Here is a 19,827-nt window from a genome sequence, read left to right on the forward strand (position 1 = left end):
TGGGTTTAACCAAAATTAACTTAAGCGCTTGGGGTAGTGGTTTCAATGTCATCGCGTTTTTCCTCATCGTCTGTTTTACTTTTTTCAACCGGTTTTTCCGTCATGTCTGCTTTTTCAGCCTGATCATCTGGTTTTGCTTTTTCGTCAACTTCATCTTCTCCGGTTTTTTGCTCTTGTTCGTTTGGTTGAACTTTTTCCTTTTCAGTTGAAGGCGTAACGGTTTCTATTTCCAGTTGTACATCATCTGTTGGTTTCGGATGATCACTGTTTGGCGTCATTGCTTTTTTATTTTCCATGGTATAAATCTGTTTTATAGTTATAATGGAATTCAATTGTATTTTGTTTGCTTTTATTTTAAAACAACTGGTCGTTTGTTAATTTTGCACAAAATGATAAGATATGGCCATAACCATTAGGAAGATAACACCAGCAGATAATATTGCTACAGCTTCAATGATCAGAACGGTGTTAAGGGAATTTAAAGTAGACAGGCCAGGCACTGTTTATACCGATCCGACAACCGACGAATTGTCCACACTTTTTGAGCAACCTAAATCGGCTTACTGGCTTGCGGAAGAAGGCGGAGCTATTATTGGTGGCTGCGGCATTTATCCAACAGATGGCCTGCCGGATGGTTGTGTTGAACTCGTAAAATTTTATGCCCTTCCAGCTTCACGTGGCAAAGGCATCGGTAGGATGCTGATGGAAAAGAGCATAGAATCTGCTCAGCAATTTGGTTATAATGAGATTTATCTGGAGTCTTTTCCGGAACTGGCCAAAGCCATCACCATGTACGAAAAGGCTGGGTTTAAAAAACTCGCAGGTCCGATGGGTAATTCTGGCCACTACGCCTGTAATATTTGGATGTTACTGGTTTTGTAGCTGGTTTACTGTTGGAAATGGTTAATCGGTTAACAGCATAAATGAATAAATTCACCTCCATTAACCGATTAACACTTTATCTTCATTTTTTAATTTTTGCCAACCCTGTTTTCTTCTTCGCTGGTTCCGGTTTGTCTTTTGCGGGCGGTTTTGATTTTCATATTTCCGAATTTATAAGTGAAACTTAGGTTCACCCTCCGGCTTTCCCATTCATTTTGCCAGTAGGTTTTAATGTTGTTGTACTCCAGGTTTGCCCTGAATTTACTCGTATTAAAAATATCGTTTACTTTTAGTGCCAGTGTAGCATTTTTGTTCCAGAATAATTTTTTAACACCAATATTGAGCTGATAACTTTCTAAGTTGCGAAAAAGACCATTAACCGATGGGGAATCGTAAAAGGCATAGGTGGTTAAGCTATAGTTTTTAGGTAAAGTAATGGTATTATCCATAACCACCGACCAGTTCCAGGAGAAAGCATTAAATCCGTTACCTTGTACAGCTGATTCGGTTCGGTTAAATCCCGCCGAAACTTCGGTACTGTTGTTCCACCATTTGGTTATATCGAAAGGATTCCCCGTTGCCATGTAAAAGTTTGTGGTACGGTTCAGGTTTTCTGGTCTGGAAATGCTTTCTTTCGTAATATCGTTCTGATAAACCACCTCCGATATCGAACCATTGTTAACCGAATAACTTAAAGTCAATATCCTGAAGTTTTTAATGGAATAATTCAATTCGAAACTATTTGCGTAAGAGGGCTGTAGTAACGGATTTCCCTGTAGGGCAGTATAGGGATCGGAATAAAATGTAAACGGATTTAAGCTGCTGTATGATGGTCTGTTAATACTCTTACGGTATGTAGCTGTTATCAGGTTGTTTGAGTCGAGTTTTAGGGATACAAAAACTGTTGGAAAAAGCTTCCAGTATTTTCGGTTGATCAGGGTATTGGTACCGGAAGAACTGCCATTGCCTAAAGTCTGTTCTGCACGTAAACCGGCTTTGATCTGTAGATTTTTAAAATTTTGATCAAGGGAAAGATAACCTGCATTAATGTTTTCGTTGTAAGAAAAGGCGTTGGTTCTGCGGGGATCGGTGATCCAGCCAGCGGTTTTGAGCGAATCGAAACGAACATCGCTCTGCGATTCTACCCAGCTGCTTTTCCAGCCGGTTTCCATTTTTAATGTTTTTGAAAAATTTAGGCTATAGTCGGCCTTGATCGAATAGATAGAAACGTTTCCCATCCCTTTGTTACGCAAATCGATTGTATTGTCGATCAGCTGTTCATTTGCATCAAGATAATTATTGGTAAAAGTTTCGTTTTTGGTGTTATCGAACCTCACATAATCAGCATCAAAGCCTAATTCTCCGCCAAGTGTATCCGTTTTAAAACGGTAGTTCAGGTTAAATGCATGGTTTTTTTCGGTATTGCTTTGTGGGTTGAACATTGATGTACTGCCCATTTTTGCACCTGCAGCATTATAATTTACCGAATTGCTATTAACCTTTGTTTCCTCAGGAGCCGTGAAGCCTTTTACCATCAGCCCTAATGTATGTTTCCCGTTGATGAAATAATCGGCACCGGTAGAATAATTTAAGCTGTTGGTTACCGGATGCCAAAAATTAAGCTGATTATACTGTTCATCGCCTATGGTTCTGTTTAACGTTAGCCTGTTATAGGAGTTATAATGTCCGGCGTCTAGGCGCAGATAAGTACTTACCTTGCCGATATTGTAATTCAGGTTGGTACCTCCAAAAACTTTTTCATAACGCCCATAACCACCGCCCAGATTCATGTTTCCGTTAAATCCCTGCATTTTATTTCTTTTCAGTTTGATATTAATGATGCCTGCTGTACCCGCGGCATCAAAAGAAGATGGGGGATTAGAAATCAATTCTAATTTGCTTAATACAGATCCGGGCAATGATTTTAGGTAAGTGGTCAGTTCCAGGCCCGTCATATAGCTCATCTTACCATCAATCATTATAATAATGCCTTTCTTACCTTTAAGTACGATGTTATCGTCTTTATCCAGTTTTACGCCTGGCGACCTGCTGATTACTTCCAATGCATTATCGCCAGCGGTATTCATCTGTTCTACATTTACAATCACCCGGTCTGCCTTTTGGTCAATTACAGGCATTTTTGATATAATATTTACTTCTTTCAGGTTTTGAGTTTCATCTGCCAGTACAATTAATGGGACTTTTACGGCCATATCTTTTACTTCAAATGGTGCAGACAGGGCTTTTCTATAACCCATCATTAAAGCTTTAATAAGATATCTGCCTGGTTTAACATTACTAAATTCGTATAAACCTTGCTGGTTGGTAACCTGTAAAGTCACCGAAGAAGAATCGGGTAAGTGGATTAAAGCTACTGAAGCATAATCAAGGGCTTTATCTCTTTTATCGGTAATGGTTCCTGATACCTTAGTGTTTTGAGCAAGAGTAGTTTGAAAATTGAAAATAAATAGAACAAGAAGTAGAGATTTAAAAAAGAGGTTCATCATTGTGTTTGTTTTATATTGACGATTCAAAGATGAAGTGCTGGTGAGGTGTTTGAAATTATATAATCCCAACCCTTTAAAATATTATCCCAATCCATTTTTAGGGAATAAATGGCATTCATCCTTAATTTACCCGGGTTGGGATAATTATTTGCACGTTTGGAATAAGAAAATAGGTGGATAAGAAAGCTTTATATAGTTTTAGGGCATGAAAACAATTAAAACCATTTCTATTCATATTTTATGTTGGCTGCTAGTATTGGGTTATTTCTACGGAGGCGCCTTAATTTCCGGAACTACCTTTACCAAGGTTGCATTTAATGTCTCCATGAATTTTATCCAGCTGATCGAATTTTATATCTGCTACCTCTGGGTTTATCCGCGTTTTTTGAAAAAGGGTAAGGTATTGCAACTAATTGGTGCTATTCTGTTTACTATAGCATTATTTATTTCGCTGCGTTACTTAATAGAAGAAGTGCTTTACTTAAAATGGTTTGGTTTCCATAATTATAGTGATGAAGTTACTGCCTGGGGATATATATCTGACAATATTTATTGGAGTATAGCTTTTATTGTGGTGCCAGCTGCTGCATATGGTATTGAGCAGAGCTTTAAATCAGAGCAGGCTAACCGAAAACTTAAAGAAGAAGTGGTTAAGGCGGAACTTTCCTTTTTGAAGTCGCAGATCAATCCACATTTTCTATACAATACTTTAAATTATGTTTATTCGCTGGCTATTCCTGTTTCCGACAAGCTGGCCAATGCTGTTTTGCGTTTGTCAGACCTGATGCGTTACACCTTGAACGACAGCCCGGATGGTAAAGTAGGTTTAGATAAAGAAGTTGAGTATTTGGAGAGTTATGTGGCGTTGTTCAGGATGCGTTTTGAACCCAATTTTTATGTCGATTTTATTGCAGATGGCATCGCTGATCAAAAAATAGCTTCGCTAATATTGATCCCGTTTGTTGAAAATGCTTTTAAGCATGGCGTGGTTAATGATGCGGCGCAGCCAGTACGCATCAGGCTGAAGGTGCAACAAAAAAGACTGAGTTTTGAAGTGAGTAATAAGATCAGCCATGCGCAGAAAGACCACTCAAGCGGTGTAGGTATGGTAAATATCCACCGTAGGTTAGATCTGATTTATCCCGATAAGCATGAGTTGTTAATTTCAAACAACGGCAATACTTACAAAAGTACTTTGATCTTAAATCTCTGATGTATAATTTGTATCATTGAAAACTATGCTAATGTTAACTCATGCTAATCGCTAACCGCTAAACCCTAACCCATGATCCGTTGCCTTGCCGTTGATGATGAATCATATGCTTCAGATATTATTGCTAGCTTTATCAGCAAAACCCCATTTTTAGATTTGGTTGGAACCACTACCAATGCTTTTGAAGCACTTAATCTCGTTCAGGAGGGTAAGGTAGACCTTGTTTTCTTAGATATACAGATGCCAGAGTTAACAGGGATCCAGTTTTTGAAGATCTGTGGTGGTAAATGCAAAGTGATTTTAACCACGGCCTACCCCGAGTACGCTTTAGAGGGGTTTGATCTTGATGTGGTAGATTATCTGCTTAAGCCGATTTCCTATGAACGTTTTTATAAGGCTGCTACGAAAGCACAACAGATTTTAATGCCTGTAATGCCTGCTCAGCAGGAAACTGCTTTAAAGCCGGTAACCCAGGGGAATGATTTTGTTTTTATCAAGGGAGATACTAAAAACAAGTTTATTAAGGTTAATTATGAAGATATTCTTTATATAGAGGGTTTAAAAAACTACGTTTCGGTTTATACCGCCACTCAAAGGGTTGTCACTTACCAGGCTCTGCGCGAGCTGGAAACCGAACTGCCTCAGCCACCCTTTTACCGTATCCATAAATCATATATTATTTCTCTTGAAAAAATCAAGATGATAGACGGCAATACAGTTTATATCAACGATCAGGCTATCCCCATTGGTGAAACTTATAAAGAAGAATTTTTTAAAGTGGTGAGGGAAGGGAAGAAGTAGGGTAGTTTGGTTAATTATATAAATCGGTTAACTGGTTAAATGAGGAATTTAAATATCGTTGAATTGTTAGATTGCTAGGATTCATCTTTCAATTAACCAGTTTGAACAATTAACCGATTAACCATTCTGAACAGTTTTCGGTTGGCAATTCGTAGTTAATCACTTAGCAATGCAACAATTGAACAATCTTTTGGCAATTCATAATTGCAGTTGGCCAATTTAAACAGTTAGCCGGTTAGCCGACCTGTGTATAAATTCTCCCCAATATTTCTTTGGTTTTTTTTAAGTTTGCTGCATAAAGATCAAATCAATCACCATCATGCAAGAAACCAATTCGCTAAATCAGGTTGCAGAATTTCACACTACGTTTAAACATCCCATTTTGGAAAATCCGATAATTCCTTCAAAGCAGCGGGCAAATTTGCGTATTTCGCTTTTAGCAGAAGAACTGAGAGAATTGCAGGAAGCGGTAGAAAATGACGATCTGGTAGAGGTTGCCGATGCCCTTTGCGATTTGCAATATGTTTTGGCAGGTGCTATCCACGAATTTGGTTTGGGTGGAAAATTTAAAACTTTGTTTGACGAAGTTCACCGTTCTAACATGAGCAAAGCTTGTAAAACAGTAGAAGAGGCTGAGCAAACCATCCGGTTTTATTTAGAAAAAGATGGGACCGAATCTTATTATAAAGAAGTAGATGGACTGTTCCTGGTGTTCAGAAAATCTGATGACAAGACTTTGAAATCAATTAATTATTCGCCAGCTGATTTAAAATCACATTTGGTTTAACTACAGATTAGTTACCGTTGAAAAGGCTAAAACAAATCGTAAATGAACTTAAACTAACACAGGCCGGACCTGATGCTGCTTTAATGCGCGAGTTTATTTTTTACTCGCCTAAAATGCCTTTACGCCTGCATCAGGAACAGCTTATTGCCGAATCAAAACAATTTAGCCTTCAGGTTTTTGATACCTATTTTACCAAAGCCAACCTAATCATTAACTGTTTTAGCTGGGGAAATGGAAAACGCAAAGTGTTACTAACACATGGCTGGGCCTCTAAAGCCTTAGATTTTTATGAGCTGATTATTGAACTCCGAAAAATAGAAGACCTGGAAATTATTGCCTTTGATGCTCCTGGTAACGGGAGTTCAATTTCAGAGTTTTCCAACCTGATGTTATATGCAGATTCGGTAAAAGCGATTTCTTTAAACTATGCGCAGCCTGATGTTCTTATCGGGCATTCGCTTGGTGGCATGGCCAATGTAATTGCTTTACAGGAATTAGAGATAACTCCTGAATTGCTCGTTAGCATTGCACCATTGATCAGGCTGAAAGAGAACTTTGAACAGAGCTTACATTCGGTAAACGTAGTTGCAAAAGATCAGGACATTTTTTTTAGCAACTTTGCGAAAGAATTTCCAGTTCCGGCTGAACACTTTAACCTAACCGAACTTTATCAGCCAGGTACTGATTTAACACACTTTTTGGCTTATGATCCAGCCGATCATATTTCAACCCATCAGTTTCTTAAAGAATTCTTAGATAAAAATCCTGCAATAAACGCTAAATCATTTGAGGAGGTAGGACATTATAAAATACTCAGATCGGTTGACGTGATTGAAGCTATTATGGAGAGAATTAATAAATAAACGTCATTTCGACTGAAGCGTAGCGGAATGGAGAAATCTTTTAATGCCAAAACAATCATCTGCGCTTATCTTCTTCAATTCGTTAATAACTATAACACCATTTTGGCCCGTAGATTTAGGTAATCAACGCAGACCAAAATCTTCATTTAATTGGAAAATGCACTAAGGTTAATTTTTTACTAACTATTGCTCCCAACCCCTGTCTTCGGCCTCATCTAATTCCATCGTCCATCCTACATCTTCCATCATCATTCTACATCTTCCATCTGCCATATTATTTCTCATTCATAACAGTGCATAACAGTTAAAGTTGGTGTATATCCTATTTTTAGCGCAACCAAATATACAATCAGCACATGCAGGCAATTTTAGGTGTAATTTTTCATTTTTTCGGCGGGTTTGCCTCTGGAAGTTTTTATATCCCTTACAAAAAAGTCAGAGGCTGGGCATGGGAAAGTTACTGGATCGTTGGCGGAATTTTCTCCTGGTTAATCGTTCCTCCATTGGCTGCTTTTTTAACCATCCCAAATTTTACGGCAATTATTGCCGGCACTAACGGAAGCATTTTATGGCTGACCTATTTTTTTGGCGTGCTTTGGGGCATTGGTGGCCTAACCTATGGTTTAGGCGTTCGTTATTTGGGCGTGTCGTTGGGCAGTAGCATCATTCTTGGACTATGTATGGTCCTGGGCTCTATTTTACCTTCCATCTATTTTGATTTTTTTCCACAGGCAGGTAAAGATACTTTTACGATGTTTTTGCATACCGATTGGGGGCGGATGGTACTGTTGGGGCTTTTGGTGTGCATAGTTGGAATCGTCATCTGTGGTAAAGCAGGTATGATGAAAGAAAAAGAGATAAAATCTGTTGTTGCTGATCCGCATGGTATGGAGGTTAAAACCGAATACAAATTCGGGCTGGGCTTACTTGTAGGGATTGTTTCGGGTGTTTTAAGTGCTTGCTTCAACTTTGGTATCGAAGCGGGAAAACCAATGGCTGATGCAGCCAACTCGATTTGGAAAGCGGCAAATCCTGCTGAAAACGGTAATTTTTTATTTCAGAATAATGTTACTTATGTAGTTGTGCTTTGGGGCGGTTTAACCACCAATTTTATCTGGTGTATGGTGCTAAACGCCAGGAATAAAACTTTTAGCGATTACACCAATGCAAAGAGTCCGCTGATTAAAAACTATGTTTTTTCCGCACTGGCAGGTACCACCTGGTTTTTGCAGTTTTTTTTCTATGGTATGGGCGAAAGCAAAATGGGTAATGGAGCCAGTTCTTGGATATTGCATATGGCCTTTATTATTTTAATTGCGAATGTTTGGGGGCTGATATTAAAAGAGTGGAAAGGTGTATCTCGTAGAACACTGATAACGATTTTGGCTGGCATTTTAACCATCATCATTTCGGTGTTTATTGTGGGTTATGGTAATTCAATAAAAAATTAAAATTTAAACAAAAATATAAGAATGTCAATCAATACGAAAAGTTATAAACACGTAAGCTATCTGTGGGATGAAGAGGAAGCCGCGAAACTGGCTGGCGATGAAGTTGCCCTCTTGATATATCGCTCTAATTTATTGGGTGCAGATTTACGTCTAACCAACTATGGTGGCGGGAATACCTCATGTAAGCTATTGGAAAAGGATCCGCTTACCGGTTTAGAAACAGAAGTAATGTGGGTTAAAGGTTCGGGAGGAGATTTAGGTACCTTAAAGAAAAACGGGCTTGCAGCATTATATGTTGATCGTTTACGTAGCCTGAAAAATATTTACCGTGGTGTAGAACATGAAGATGAAATGGTTGAACTATTTAACCACTGCATTTTCGATTTAAGTTCTAAAGCACCATCAATAGATACACCTTTGCATGGTTTTCTGCCATTTGCACACATCGATCACCTGCATCCAGATGCGGCCATTGCTATTGCGGCTGCTAAAGATGGTAAGCGCATTACTCAGGAATTGTTTAATGGTACGATTGGCTGGGTAGAGTGGAAAAAACCTGGTTTCGAACTGGGCTTGCAGTTAAGGCAGTGTTTAGACGAAAATAGAGGTATCCGTGGTATTATGCTCGGATCGCATGGTTTGTTTACCTGGGGTGATACGGCTTACGAAAGTTACCTGAATACCCTGGAAGTAATCGAAATCTGTTCAGAGTACCTCCATCAGAATTATGGCAAAAAAGGGCCTGTTTTCGGTGGACAGAAAATAGAAAGCGCTGAAGCCGGTAAACGTAAAAAACAAGCGGCTGCAATAGCACCTGTACTAAGGGGGCTGTGCTCTTCAAAACAACACATGGTTGGTCATTTTACTGATGATACCCGTGTTTTAGAATTCATCAATTCTAATGATTTGGATCGTTTGGCACCAATGGGTACGAGCTGTCCTGATCACTTTTTACGTACTAAAATAAGTCCCCTGGTTTTAGATTTAGCCAGCGATGCCGATTTATCAGATATTAAGGCATTGAAAGTTAGCTTGACACCTGCTTTTGAAGCTTACAGGGCGATGTACACTGATTATTATGAAAGCTGTAAGCATCCAAACAGTCCGGATATTCGCGATACCAACCCGGTGGTAATTTTATATCCGGGTATTGGGATGTTTACTTTCTCGAAGGATAAACAAACGGCGAGGGTTGCGGCAGAATTTTACATCAACGCAATAAACGTAATGAAAGGGGCTGAGGCCATTTCGGCATATACATCTTTGCCGCACCAGGAAGCTTTTAATATCGAATACTGGTTACTGGAAGAAGCAAAATTACAGCGTATGCCCAAACCTAAACCGCTTACCGGTAAAATTGCACTAATTACAGGTAGCGCCGGAGGTATTGGTAAAGCGATTGCTAAAAAGTTTGTGGCAGAAGGTGGCGTAGTGATTTTAAATGATATGAATGCCGAGCGTCTGGAAGAAGCGGGTAGGGAATTTGAAGGCCTGTATGGTAAAGATTCGTACAGTACTGTTATTTTAAACGTAACCAGTGACGCCGCTATTAAAAATGCATTTGATGCCGTTGCACTGGCATTTGGGGGGGTAGATATTGTGGTAAATAATGCAGGATTATCCATTTCTAAAACCATTGCCGATCACACTGAAAAAGATTGGGATTTATTATATGATGTTTTGGTAAAAGGCCAGTTTTTTGTAACCCAGGCTGCAACAAATACGATGCAAAAGCAGGATATTGGTGGCGATATCATTAATATTGTAAGTAAGAATGCTTTGGTAAGTGGACCAAATAATGCAGGTTATGGCAGTGCAAAAGCTGCACAGTTACATTTAAGCAGATTAAACGCGGCTGAACTAGGTGCTGATAATATCCGCGTAAATGTGGTTAACCCTGATGCAGTGATTAGCGATAGCAATATATGGGCTGGTGGCTGGGCCGAAGGCCGTGCAAAAGCTTACGGCGTTACGGTTGAAGAACTGCCGGCTTATTATGCAAAACGTACCTTATTGAACCAGATCATATTACCAGATGATATTGCCAATGCCTGTTTCGCTTTTGTAGGTGGTTTGTTGCAAAAATCAACCGGAAATGTTTTAAATGTTGATGGCGGTGTGGCCATGGCATTTGTGCGGTAATATTTAATTACCAGGTCTGTGTCCCTGTAAACCGAAACTTAATAAAGATGGTGGTCTGTGAGGACACAGACCACGTCGGTAGAGACTATCGGTTGGTCTCTCACCGACCGAAAAAGAAGTAATCCCTTTGTAAAAACGGGGATGAGCGAGAATGGCGATTGCATCGTCCCAATAATTAACCTGAAAAAAACTAAATACCCTCATGAATATTGAGCAGAACCAAATAGAAAAACATAACGATTCTCTTTTAACGGCGCATCAACGCAGATTTGCTTTTTTACAAGAGGAATGGGAGCATGTTGATCTCGAAAGCGTAATCCAAAAACTGGTTGATTTTCAGATTGCCATTCCAAGCTGGGCATTAGGTACAGGTGGAACACGCTTCGGCCGTTTTGCCATTGCCGGTGGTGAGCCGCGTAATATCGAAGAAAAAATTGAAGATGTGGGGCTGCTACATGCGCTAAATGGTTCAAGTGGCGCTATTTCACTTCATATTCCTTGGGATATTCCACAAAATGCAGAAGAATTAAGGCAACTGGCTTCGGGTTATGGCCTTAAGTTCGATGCCATGAATTCGAACACCTTTCAAGATCAGGCCGGTTCAGCACATAGTTACAAATTTGGTTCACTGCAAAATGTAAATAAAGATGTCCGTAAGCAGGCCATTGAACACAATATTGAAGTAATTAAGCACGGTATTGCGCTTGGTTCTGACGCATTAACCGTATGGCTTGCAGATGGATCTTGTTTCCCTGGTCAGCTTAATTTTCGCAGGGCTTTTGAGAATACATTAGAGAGCCTGCAAGAAATTTATTCAGCTTTGCCTGAGGATTGGAAAATGTTTGTAGAGTACAAGGCTTTTGAGCCTAACTTTTATTCAACAACAGTTGGTGATTGGGGTCAATCGTTATTATATGCCAGCAAGCTGGGTAAAAAAGCTTACACGCTGGTTGATTTGGGTCACCATCTGCCTAATGCCAACATTGAGCAGATTGTTGCTTTATTGTTGATGGAAGGAAAATTAGGTGGTTTCCATTTCAACGATTCTAAATATGGTGATGATGACCTGACTGCCGGAAGCATTAAACCTTACCAGTTGTTCTTGATTTTTAACGATCTGGTAGAAGGTATGGATGCAAAAGGCATGAACCATGCAAGAGATTTAGGATGGATGATCGATGCTTCACACAATGTGAAAGATCCATTAGAAGATTTATTGCAATCAGTTGAAGCCATTATGATTGCCTATGCACAAGCGCTATTGGTTGATAGAAAAGCATTAAGCGAAGCACAGCAGAATAACGACGTAGCCAAAGCACAGGAAATTTTGCAAAATACTTTCCGTAGCGATTTAAGGGCATTAGTGGCCGAAGCCAGGTTAAGAGCAGGTGCAGCTTTATTGCCAATTGGTTTATACCGTTACTTGAATGTACGCAATACTTTGGTGAATCAACGTGGTAAAACTTCTGCTACCGGTTTATAAAGAGAGATAGAAATGCCTAAACCTGTTATTGCGATATTTGACGTTGGGAAAACGAATAAAAAACTCTTTCTGATCGATGAAAATTACCAGATCGTTTACGAGCGTTCTGCGCGTTTTGTAGAAACTGTTGATGAAGATGGAGAACCATGCGAGAATCTTGAGAGCCTGCGTTCTTCTGTTTATGATTCCTTGCATCAGGTTTTGCAGTTAAAAGAGTTTGATGTTAAAGCCGTTAATTTTTCTACCTATGGGGCCAGTTTTGTGTACCTTGATGAAAATGGTGAACCGTTGACCCCACTTTATAACTACTTGAAATCGTACCCCGAAGCACTTAAGAATTCTTTGTATGTAAAATATGGAGGTGAAGAGAAGGTTTCGTTGGAAACCGCTTCGCCGGTTTTAGGTAGCTTAAATTCCGGTATGCAATTGTACCGATTGAAAAATGAAAAGCCCGAAATATTTAACAGCGTGAAGTGGGCTTTACACCTGCCTCAGTATTTAAGTTATTTGATTACAGGCAAGGCTGTAGCCGATATCACCAGCATTGGTTGCCATACGCAGCTTTGGGATTTTAATAAAAACCAATACCACGAGTGGGTTTCTGCAGAAGAGATTGATGGTAAGTTCGGGACCTTTGCGCCTGCCGATTCGAGTCTGAAAACTGATTTTGAAGGAAAAAGTATTCAGGTTGGAGTAGGCCTGCATGACAGTTCTGCAGCATTGATCCCTTATCTGGCCAATTTTAACGCGCCGTTTGTACTTATCTCAACCGGTACCTGGTGCATCAGTTTAAACCCTTTTAATCAGGAACCTTTAACTGCCGAAGAGCTGAAACAGGATTGCCTGTGTTATATGCACTTTAAAGGTAAGGCAATTAAGGCCTCGCGAATTTTTGCTGGTTACGAGCATGAGGTTCAGCTTAAGCGCATTGCCGGGCATTTCGATCGTGCGGCTTATTTGTTCAAACATTTGAAGTTTAATCCTGCCGTTATTTTGAGGCTGGCCAATAAAATTCCTGAAAACTCAGTCGAACAGCAAGAGTTTTCCGCAAATTCCGCGTTTCCGGCTCGTGATCTCAGCCTCTTCCAAACTGCAGAGGAAGCCTATCACCAACTGATTTTCGACCTTATCAAACAGCAGGTTTATTCGTTAAAACTTGTTTTAAATGCTGGGGTGAAAAGAGTTTTTGTAGATGGTGGCTTCGGAAAAAATGCCATATATATGCATCTTCTGGCTATCGCTATCCCCGAAATTGAGGTTTATGCCTCTTCCGTTTCGCAAGCTACGGCAATAGGTACAGCTTTAGCAATAAATGATGCATGGAACAAAAATCCTGCTCCAACGGATATGATCCAGTTAAAATATTATTCGGCGATACAGCGTACTACACATGTTTAGGAATTTACTTATCTTAGAATTTGCAATATCCATACCGCCATTTTGAAGCCAGAAGATTTAATCCCCTACCTTAATGTTGACGAATATTCGTCTACGCCAAAATATAAGCAATTAACCAATGCCATTTTTGCGGCCATTGAAAGTGGTAAATTGCTTAAAAATAGTTTGTTGCCTTCTATAAATGAATTGAGTTTTAGCCTGGAAATATCAAGAGATACTGCTGAAAAAGGCTATCGTAACCTGAAGAAACTTGGCGTAGTAGATTCTGTACCCGGCAAGGGTTATTTTATTGTCAATACCGATTTTTCCCGTAAACTAAAGGTTTGTCTGCTTTTTAATAAACTCAGCACGCACAAAAAGATTATTTACGATTCTTTTACCAAAACCCTGGGCGAGCGCGCTGCCGTTGATTTTTATATCTACAACAATGATTTTGCCCTGTTTAAAAAAATGATCGTGGCCAAACGTGATGATTATTCACACTTCGTAATCATTCCGCATTTTTTGGAGGGAGGAGAAAATGCGCACGAAATTATCAATACCATACCAAAAGAAAAACTCATTATCCTTGATAAACTGTTACCTGGTGTAACGGGCGATTATGCTGCGGCCTATGAAAATTTCGCTCTGGATATTTATGCAGCTTTAGAACAGGCTTTAGACCGCCTTTCGCATTACCGCACCTTGAAAATTATTTTTCCAAAAAACAGTTATTTCCCGCACGAAATACTCACCGGTTTTTACCGGTTTTGCCAGCAGTATGCTTTTGATCATAAAGTAATTCATAACATCAAAGACGAGGAAATTAGTCCAGGTGATGTATATATTAACCTAATGGAAGATGATCTGGTGACACTGATTGAACGCTTAATTGCACAGCAACTCAGAATCGGGAAAGATGTTGGGGTAATTTCCTATAATGAAACACCTTTAAAGAAGATCATACTGGATGGTATTACCACCATTTCGACTGATTTTAGCGAGCTCGGTGTTCAGGCTGCTGAGTTTGTATTAAGCGGTAAGACTGAAAGGGTAGAGGTTCCTTTCTATCTGAACCTACGCAAATCGTTGTAACATAGCCAAAATTCTTTAACATAGTAAATTAAACTGAAAAAGTTGGAAGTTGTTACCTAATTAGGTAACTTTGTTTTAGCATAATTTGGGTAATGAAAGAAGGATTTATCAGGGATATTCTCTATTTCGAAGCGTATTATTTGGATTTTTATGAAAAGCTAAAGCCGAATGTAAAGAAGAAATTTAACTGGACCTTGCAATTAATTGCTACGCTTGAAAAAATCCCCGAAAATATTTTAAGCATATTACTGGATCTACGGGGCTTTTTGAAATTAGGGTTGAAGTTGGTTCTGATATATACAAGGTGTTCAGTTTTTTTGATAAGGATCAACTGATCATCCTGGTAAATGGATTTCAGAAGAAAAGTCCAAAAACGCCAAAAGGTGAGATCGAATTAGCAGAGAAACTTAAAAAGAAATATTTCGATGGAAAAGAAAAAGAATAAATTGACATCATTTGCTGATCATCTAGACAGCGAATATGGTAAGCGCGGTACTGAAAGTAGAGAAAATTATGAACAAGAATTCGAAAGTTTTAAACTTGGCGCAATGCTACAGGAGCTCCGAAAGGAAAAAGGTATGACACAGGAGCAACTCGCTGAAAAATGTGGTACTACAAAAACCTATATTTCAAGAATTGAGAATAACGCAAGCGACATTAGACTTTCCACTTTAATGAGAATTATCAAAGTTGGTTTAGGTGGACATTTGGATCTCAGCGTGAGTTTATAAAGTCAATTATCCTATTTTAGTTTAATGAGTGAACAGGTAACAGCACATCCGGTAGCAGAACAAAATCCTTATGACTATATTTTAAAGGATTTCAACCTGAAGAATCTGAGCCAGATTGTGATCCTTAAACATTTGAGTGGAATGGTCCATACCGATGTTAAAGGCTTTTATCAGCTTCATCCGGAACAGATTGAGATTGATTTTGCCGCCTTTAGCGATGAGACTTCTGGACTACATTTTCCGATTGTCCAGGTTCAGCAAAATGAAAATACTGTAAAACTCTCCTGCAGATGTACTACACCTAAGCATAAGCTCTGCGAGCACCAGGCGAGGGTTTTGTATAACATCCTTCAAAGGCAGGAGCTGCTCATTTTTTTCGACAGTAACCTGCGGCAACAAAAGCTTGCCAAAATCGCAATCGATTACGGACTAGAAAAAGAAGCGAATCTTGATCTCCTGTTCAATCTCCGTTATGAAAACGGTCAGGTTGCAATCAGGCCCAAAATGGATTCACTCCAGCCATTTAACAAAGAAGTTCAGCAAAATCTACAGGAACTTTTATTGCCAGTAAGTAAATACAAGGCAAAAGTCCCAATCAAAAACGATTCCGATAAAATGATTCTGGTTTTTGGTCAGCATCGCTATTACAATAATTTAATTGTAGAATTATTCGAAGCCAACACCACCAAAAGTGGTAAGGTCAAAAATCCTCTTAAAGGAATTAATCCGGCCGATTTGCTGTTCAAAACCAGTGATCTTGACCAGTTAAAGTTTTATAGTGGCATAACCACTTTTCAGCAGCATTATAATCAAGAACAAAGCGAGGTAGAAATTGAAGCGTTGAAAGCGATTGTGAAAAATCCACTGAAGATTCCTTTTTATCTACAGAATAGTAAGCAGTCCGGGACGATTCAGGCCAATACCATCAGCGCAGTTGAGGCATATCTGCTGGATGTGGATTTACATCTTTCGGTGAACCAACGTGATGATTATTACGAAATTACAGGCAGGTTAATTATTGAGGGAAAATCATACGAGTTGGATAGCCTGGTATTGGTTCACCAGTATTTTGTAAAACTACACCATCAACTTTATTTAATTGGCAGACTAGATTTTTTGCGGGTAATCGGTTTTTTCAAAAAACAGAGTAACAGGCTTATCCTGCACAAAACGAAATATCTGGAGTTTCAAAAAATTATTCTGGTGCCTTTAGAAGGAAGTATCCGCGTGGATTATTCTTATTTAAAGCCCGCCACCAAAAATCAGATTGAAGAAAAAGGTTTTGATCTCGAAAACGAACAATTGATTTACCTTTCGGAATCTGAAGATTATATTCTCCTTACACCGGTAATGCGTTATGGAAACCTGGAGATTCCCGTACGCTCTAAAAAGCAGATTAAGGCACAAGATAAATTAGGGAATCTATTTACCTTGCAACGTGATGAAGCGGCTGAGCTTCAGTTTGTTGGTAACGTTTTGAAGCAGCATCCGTATTTCTACGAGCAGGAAACCAATGATTCTTTTTATCTGCACCGCAAACGTTTTATGGAAGAAACCTGGTTCCTTAACGCTTTTGAAGAATGGAGGAATAAAGGCATTCATATTTTAGGGTTCAATCAACTCAAAAACAATAAACTGAGTGAATTTAAGGCTAAAATTAATATTGAGGTGTTAAGCGGAACAGATTGGTTCGAAACCAAGGTAAAAGTGAAGTTTGGCAAAAAACAGGTGGCACTTAAATACCTCCATAAATCGATCAGAAACAAAAGTAAGTTTGTAACACTTGATGACGGAACCCAAGGCATACTGCCACAAGAATGGATAGAGAAATTTGCAGCTTATTTCAGCGCAGGTGAAGTAACGGAAGATGCCATTCTCACACCAAAAATTAAGTTTGCTTCAATAAATGAGCTTTACGAGGATGCCTTGTTGGATGGGGAAGTTAAAAATGAATTAATACTGTATAAGCAGAAATTTGAAGGAAGCAATTCCATCCAGGAGGTTGAGGTGCCGAAAGGTTTAACCGCAAGCTTACGTCATTACCAGAAAGATGGTTTAAACTGGCTCAACTTTTTAGATGACTTTAACTTTGGTGCCTGTTTGGCCGATGATATGGGATTAGGTAAAACCATTCAGGTTTTGGCTTTCATTTTATCACAGCGTGAAAAAGTTAAACACAATACCAATCTGGTGGTCGTACCCGCCTCTCTGATATTTAACTGGAAAGCAGAAGTAAAGAAGTTTGCACCATCCATAAAAGTGAAAACCATTTATGCTGGTGAAAGGACGAAAACCACGGACACTTTTGATGATTATGAAATTATTTTAACCTCATACGGAACTTTGCTTTCTGATATCCGTTTCCTGAAGGATTATCGCTTTAATTATATCTTTTTGGATGAAGCGCAACTGATCAAGAACCCGGATTCGCAGCGTTATAAAGCAGTTAGGATGTTGCAATCCCGTAATAAAGTGGTAATGACGGGAACGCCTATCGAGAATAATACCTTTGATTTATACGGGCAATTGTCATTTGCCTGCCCGGGTTTGTTTGGAAGTAAACAACAGTTTGCCGATTTATATTCTACCCCGATCGATCAGTTTAAAGATAGTAAAAGAGCAGAGGAACTCCAGAAAAAAATAAGACCGTTTATTCTGCGCAGAACGAAAGAACAGGTTGCGAAAGAGCTTCCGGATAAAACTGAAATTGTGCTGTATTGCGAAATGGGCGAGGAGCAGCGCGAAGTATATGAAGCCAATAAAAAGGAAATCCAGGATTACATTTTGGGTAAACAGGAAGATGAACTGCCTAAAAGCTCGATGCATGTATTGAAAAGCATCACCACCTTAAGGCAGATCTGCAATTCGGCAGCTTTACTGGCCGATGGAAAATCTTATTTGCAGGCTTCCTCAAAAATTGATGTGCTGATGGAACAGATCGAAAGTAAGGCCGGAAGACATAAAATTCTTGTTTTTTCTCAGTTTGTAACCATGCTCGATCTGATTAAAAAACAATTGGAAAATAAAGGGATCAGGTATGAATACCTTACCGGACAAACGCGAAAAAGAGCTGAAGCAGTTGCCTCTTTTCAGGAAAATGCAGATATTCCGGTTTTTCTGATCAGTTTAAAAGCCGGTGGTACCGGGCTGAATCTAACTGAAGCCGATTATGTTTATCTGGTTGACCCCTGGTGGAACCCTGCAGTAGAAAACCAAGCTATCGATAGAGCATACCGGATAGGCCAGCATAAAAATGTTATGGCCGTCCGTTTAATCTGTCCTGATACTATTGAAGAAAAGATCATGAAACTTCAGGCGACTAAAAAGGATTTGGTTAAGAATCTGATCCAAACAGAGGGTAGTTTCTTTAAAAATTTAACTAAGAAAGAGCTTTTGGGCTTGTTGAGTTAAGTATTGCTATTCTAGATCGATCGTCATTTCGAGCGGAGTGCAACGAAGTCGAGAAATCTATTGACCTTAGTTTATTGCTATTTATTCGTGGTGATAATTTTTAGCCTCTTCAACTTACGCGATCGTCATGCTGAATTTATTTTACAAGTAGAAATAGTGTTTTCAATTGCCTTGTAGCTACTACGTGGTCAGCATCTTTCTTGTAAAATAGACCCTGAAATAAAATTCAGGGTGACGAACGTGAGAAGAGATTTCTAAATTCTAACTTCATACTTATAGCCCAAATATGCAGGTATATTTAAACTCTCCACAATCTTCCAATTTTTCTTTTCGGCAATAAATTCAGGGATAGCTAAGCCCGATATTTTGGCTGCCTCCACATAGAAATCCATTTTTGCAGGATGGTTTGGAGAGCAGGCATTGTATGTTTGGCCGAATGCCTGTTTTTCCAAAAGTTTTACCGCAATGCCTGCAGCATCTGCCTGATGAATCAGGTTTACCGGAGCCAAACCATTCGGAGCGTTTGTTTTTCCGGCAAAAAATCTACCTGGGTTACGGTCCGGACCAATCAAACCTGCAAAGCGGATGATCGTGTGATTTTCCGGAAATTGTTCTTTAAATAACATTTCGGCAGCTAAAACAACCTTTCCTGAATCCGTATCCGGAATGGTTTCGCTGCTTTCATTTACTATTTTATTGTCATCAGCATAAACACTCGTTGAACTGATCATTACCACATGTTTTGTTTTTTTTTCCGCTGCGGCCAAAATAGAATTGATCTTATTTGGATAGTCAAGTAGTTCAGCAGAGTTGCGCTTCGGCGGAATACAGATAAACAGCACATCAGCTTCAAAGAAAGTAGCATTGGCAACAACCGATTCTGCCGTAAAATTAACAATAAAGGGTTTTATCTGCTCCGCTTGAAGGATTGCTAATTTCTCCTGACTGGTGGTAGAACCTTTAACGGTATAATTTAATCCGATCAGTTTTTTGGCTAAAGCCAGGCCAAACCAACCGCAGCCCAAAATCGATACGGTTTTAATATTGCTATCCTTTATAATATCTTGAATCATTTGCGCTAAAG

At 39.3% G+C, this 19,827-nt stretch carries 16 protein-coding genes; 13 read left to right on the forward strand and 3 right to left on the reverse strand.

The window, feature by feature from the left end; all coding sequences use genetic code 11:
- Positions 1 to 20: 20 nt before the first annotated feature.
- Positions 21 to 296 (reverse strand): hypothetical protein, encoded by a 276-nt coding sequence (locus BM107_RS09590; protein WP_090982664.1) that lies wholly within the window; start codon positions 294 to 296, stop codon positions 21 to 23.
- Positions 297 to 399: 103 nt separating this feature from the next.
- Between BM107_RS09590 and BM107_RS09595 the strand changes: the two genes are divergently transcribed.
- Positions 400 to 882 carry a GNAT family N-acetyltransferase gene (locus BM107_RS09595; protein WP_090982666.1) on the forward strand — a complete coding sequence of 161 codons (483 nt, stop codon included), beginning with the start codon at positions 400 to 402 and terminating at the stop codon, positions 880 to 882.
- An 89-nt stretch (positions 883 to 971) separates the two neighbouring features.
- On the opposite strand, the gene BM107_RS09600 is transcribed toward BM107_RS09595, so the two are convergent.
- Positions 972 to 3,389, reverse strand: coding sequence for an outer membrane beta-barrel family protein (locus BM107_RS09600; RefSeq protein WP_090982667.1), 2,418 nt, complete (start codon positions 3,387 to 3,389; stop codon positions 972 to 974).
- Positions 3,390 to 3,594: 205 nt separating this feature from the next.
- On the opposite strand from BM107_RS09600, the gene BM107_RS09605 reads away from it, so the two are divergent.
- The 12 genes from BM107_RS09605 (at position 3,595) to BM107_RS09660 (ending at position 18,743) form a co-directional block, all read left to right on the forward strand.
- Positions 3,595 to 4,602 (forward strand): sensor histidine kinase, encoded by a 1,008-nt coding sequence (locus tag BM107_RS09605; protein WP_090982670.1) that lies wholly within the window; start codon positions 3,595 to 3,597, stop codon positions 4,600 to 4,602.
- A gap of 72 nt (positions 4,603 to 4,674) precedes the next feature.
- Positions 4,675 to 5,403: a LytR/AlgR family response regulator transcription factor gene (locus tag BM107_RS09610; protein WP_090982672.1), complete on the forward strand. Its 729-nt coding sequence runs from the start codon at positions 4,675 to 4,677 to the stop codon at positions 5,401 to 5,403.
- Between the two features lie 319 nt (positions 5,404 to 5,722).
- Positions 5,723 to 6,190 (forward strand): pyrophosphohydrolase domain-containing protein, encoded by a 468-nt coding sequence (locus tag BM107_RS09615; protein ID WP_090982674.1) that lies wholly within the window; start codon positions 5,723 to 5,725, stop codon positions 6,188 to 6,190.
- Positions 6,191 to 6,207: 17 nt separating this feature from the next.
- Positions 6,208 to 7,053 carry an alpha/beta fold hydrolase gene (locus BM107_RS09620; protein ID WP_090982676.1) on the forward strand — a complete coding sequence of 282 codons (846 nt, stop codon included), beginning with the start codon at positions 6,208 to 6,210 and terminating at the stop codon, positions 7,051 to 7,053.
- A 356-nt stretch (positions 7,054 to 7,409) separates the two neighbouring features.
- A complete protein-coding gene (rhaT, locus tag BM107_RS09625) occupies positions 7,410 to 8,504 on the forward strand; it encodes an L-rhamnose/proton symporter RhaT (RefSeq protein ID WP_090982678.1) in 1,095 nt (364 codons plus the stop codon).
- Between the two features lie 21 nt (positions 8,505 to 8,525).
- Positions 8,526 to 10,646 (forward strand): bifunctional aldolase/short-chain dehydrogenase, encoded by a 2,121-nt coding sequence (locus tag BM107_RS09630; protein WP_090982680.1) that lies wholly within the window; start codon positions 8,526 to 8,528, stop codon positions 10,644 to 10,646.
- Between the two features lie 202 nt (positions 10,647 to 10,848).
- The gene (locus tag BM107_RS09635) at positions 10,849 to 12,129 is read left to right on the forward strand and encodes a sugar isomerase (protein WP_090982682.1); all 1,281 of its coding nucleotides are present in this window, start codon (positions 10,849 to 10,851) and stop codon (positions 12,127 to 12,129) included.
- 12 nt (positions 12,130 to 12,141) lie between these two features.
- Positions 12,142 to 13,527: an FGGY-family carbohydrate kinase gene (locus tag BM107_RS09640; protein WP_090982684.1), complete on the forward strand. Its 1,386-nt coding sequence runs from the start codon at positions 12,142 to 12,144 to the stop codon at positions 13,525 to 13,527.
- Between the two features lie 42 nt (positions 13,528 to 13,569).
- On the forward strand, positions 13,570 to 14,601 hold the full coding sequence (locus BM107_RS09645; protein WP_090982686.1) for a GntR family transcriptional regulator: 1,032 nt from the start codon (positions 13,570 to 13,572) through the stop codon (positions 14,599 to 14,601).
- Between the two features lie 271 nt (positions 14,602 to 14,872).
- A complete protein-coding gene (locus BM107_RS25080) occupies positions 14,873 to 15,046 on the forward strand; it encodes a type II toxin-antitoxin system RelE/ParE family toxin (RefSeq protein ID WP_244278779.1) in 174 nt (57 codons plus the stop codon).
- On the forward strand, positions 15,027 to 15,332 hold the full coding sequence (locus tag BM107_RS09655) for a helix-turn-helix domain-containing protein (RefSeq protein WP_090982688.1): 306 nt from the start codon (positions 15,027 to 15,029) through the stop codon (positions 15,330 to 15,332). The genes BM107_RS25080 and BM107_RS09655 overlap by 20 nt, the downstream gene beginning before the upstream one ends.
- Positions 15,333 to 15,356: 24 nt before the next feature.
- Positions 15,357 to 18,743, forward strand: a complete 3,387-nt coding sequence (locus BM107_RS09660; RefSeq protein WP_090982691.1) for a DEAD/DEAH box helicase — start codon at positions 15,357 to 15,359, stop codon at positions 18,741 to 18,743.
- 254 nt (positions 18,744 to 18,997) lie between these two features.
- Here BM107_RS09660 and BM107_RS09665 read toward each other — a convergent pair whose 3' ends face one another.
- Positions 18,998 to 19,816 (reverse strand): NAD(P)H-binding protein, encoded by an 819-nt coding sequence (locus BM107_RS09665; RefSeq protein ID WP_090982693.1) that lies wholly within the window; start codon positions 19,814 to 19,816, stop codon positions 18,998 to 19,000.
- Positions 19,817 to 19,827: the final 11 nt, after the last annotated feature.

The organism is Pedobacter suwonensis, assembly GCF_900111825.1.
GTDB classification, from domain to species: Bacteria; Bacteroidota; Bacteroidia; order Sphingobacteriales; family Sphingobacteriaceae; genus Pedobacter; species Pedobacter suwonensis.

Bases quoted from the DNA above. Each gene is read 5' to 3' on its own strand.
- BM107_RS09590 (WP_090982664.1), bottom strand. From the start codon at position 296: ATGGAAAATAAAAAAGCAATGACGCCAAACAGTGATCATCCGAAACCA.
- BM107_RS09655 (WP_090982688.1), top strand. From the start codon at position 15,027: ATGGAAAAGAAAAAGAATAAATTGACATCATTTGCTGATCATCTAGAC.
- BM107_RS09615 (WP_090982674.1), top strand. From the start codon at position 5,723: ATGCAAGAAACCAATTCGCTAAATCAGGTTGCAGAATTTCACACTACG.
- BM107_RS09600 (WP_090982667.1), bottom strand. From the start codon at position 3,389: ATGATGAACCTCTTTTTTAAATCTCTACTTCTTGTTCTATTTATTTTC.
- BM107_RS09630 (WP_090982680.1), top strand. From the start codon at position 8,526: ATGTCAATCAATACGAAAAGTTATAAACACGTAAGCTATCTGTGGGAT.
- BM107_RS09665 (WP_090982693.1), bottom strand. From the start codon at position 19,816: ATGATTCAAGATATTATAAAGGATAGCAATATTAAAACCGTATCGATT.
- rhaT (WP_090982678.1), top strand. From the start codon at position 7,410: ATGCAGGCAATTTTAGGTGTAATTTTTCATTTTTTCGGCGGGTTTGCC.
- BM107_RS09605 (WP_090982670.1), top strand. From the start codon at position 3,595: ATGAAAACAATTAAAACCATTTCTATTCATATTTTATGTTGGCTGCTA.
- BM107_RS09660 (WP_090982691.1), top strand. From the start codon at position 15,357: ATGAGTGAACAGGTAACAGCACATCCGGTAGCAGAACAAAATCCTTAT.
- BM107_RS09610 (WP_090982672.1), top strand. From the start codon at position 4,675: ATGATCCGTTGCCTTGCCGTTGATGATGAATCATATGCTTCAGATATT.
- BM107_RS09635 (WP_090982682.1), top strand. From the start codon at position 10,849: ATGAATATTGAGCAGAACCAAATAGAAAAACATAACGATTCTCTTTTA.
- BM107_RS09640 (WP_090982684.1), top strand. From the start codon at position 12,142: ATGCCTAAACCTGTTATTGCGATATTTGACGTTGGGAAAACGAATAAA.
- BM107_RS09595 (WP_090982666.1), top strand. From the start codon at position 400: ATGGCCATAACCATTAGGAAGATAACACCAGCAGATAATATTGCTACA.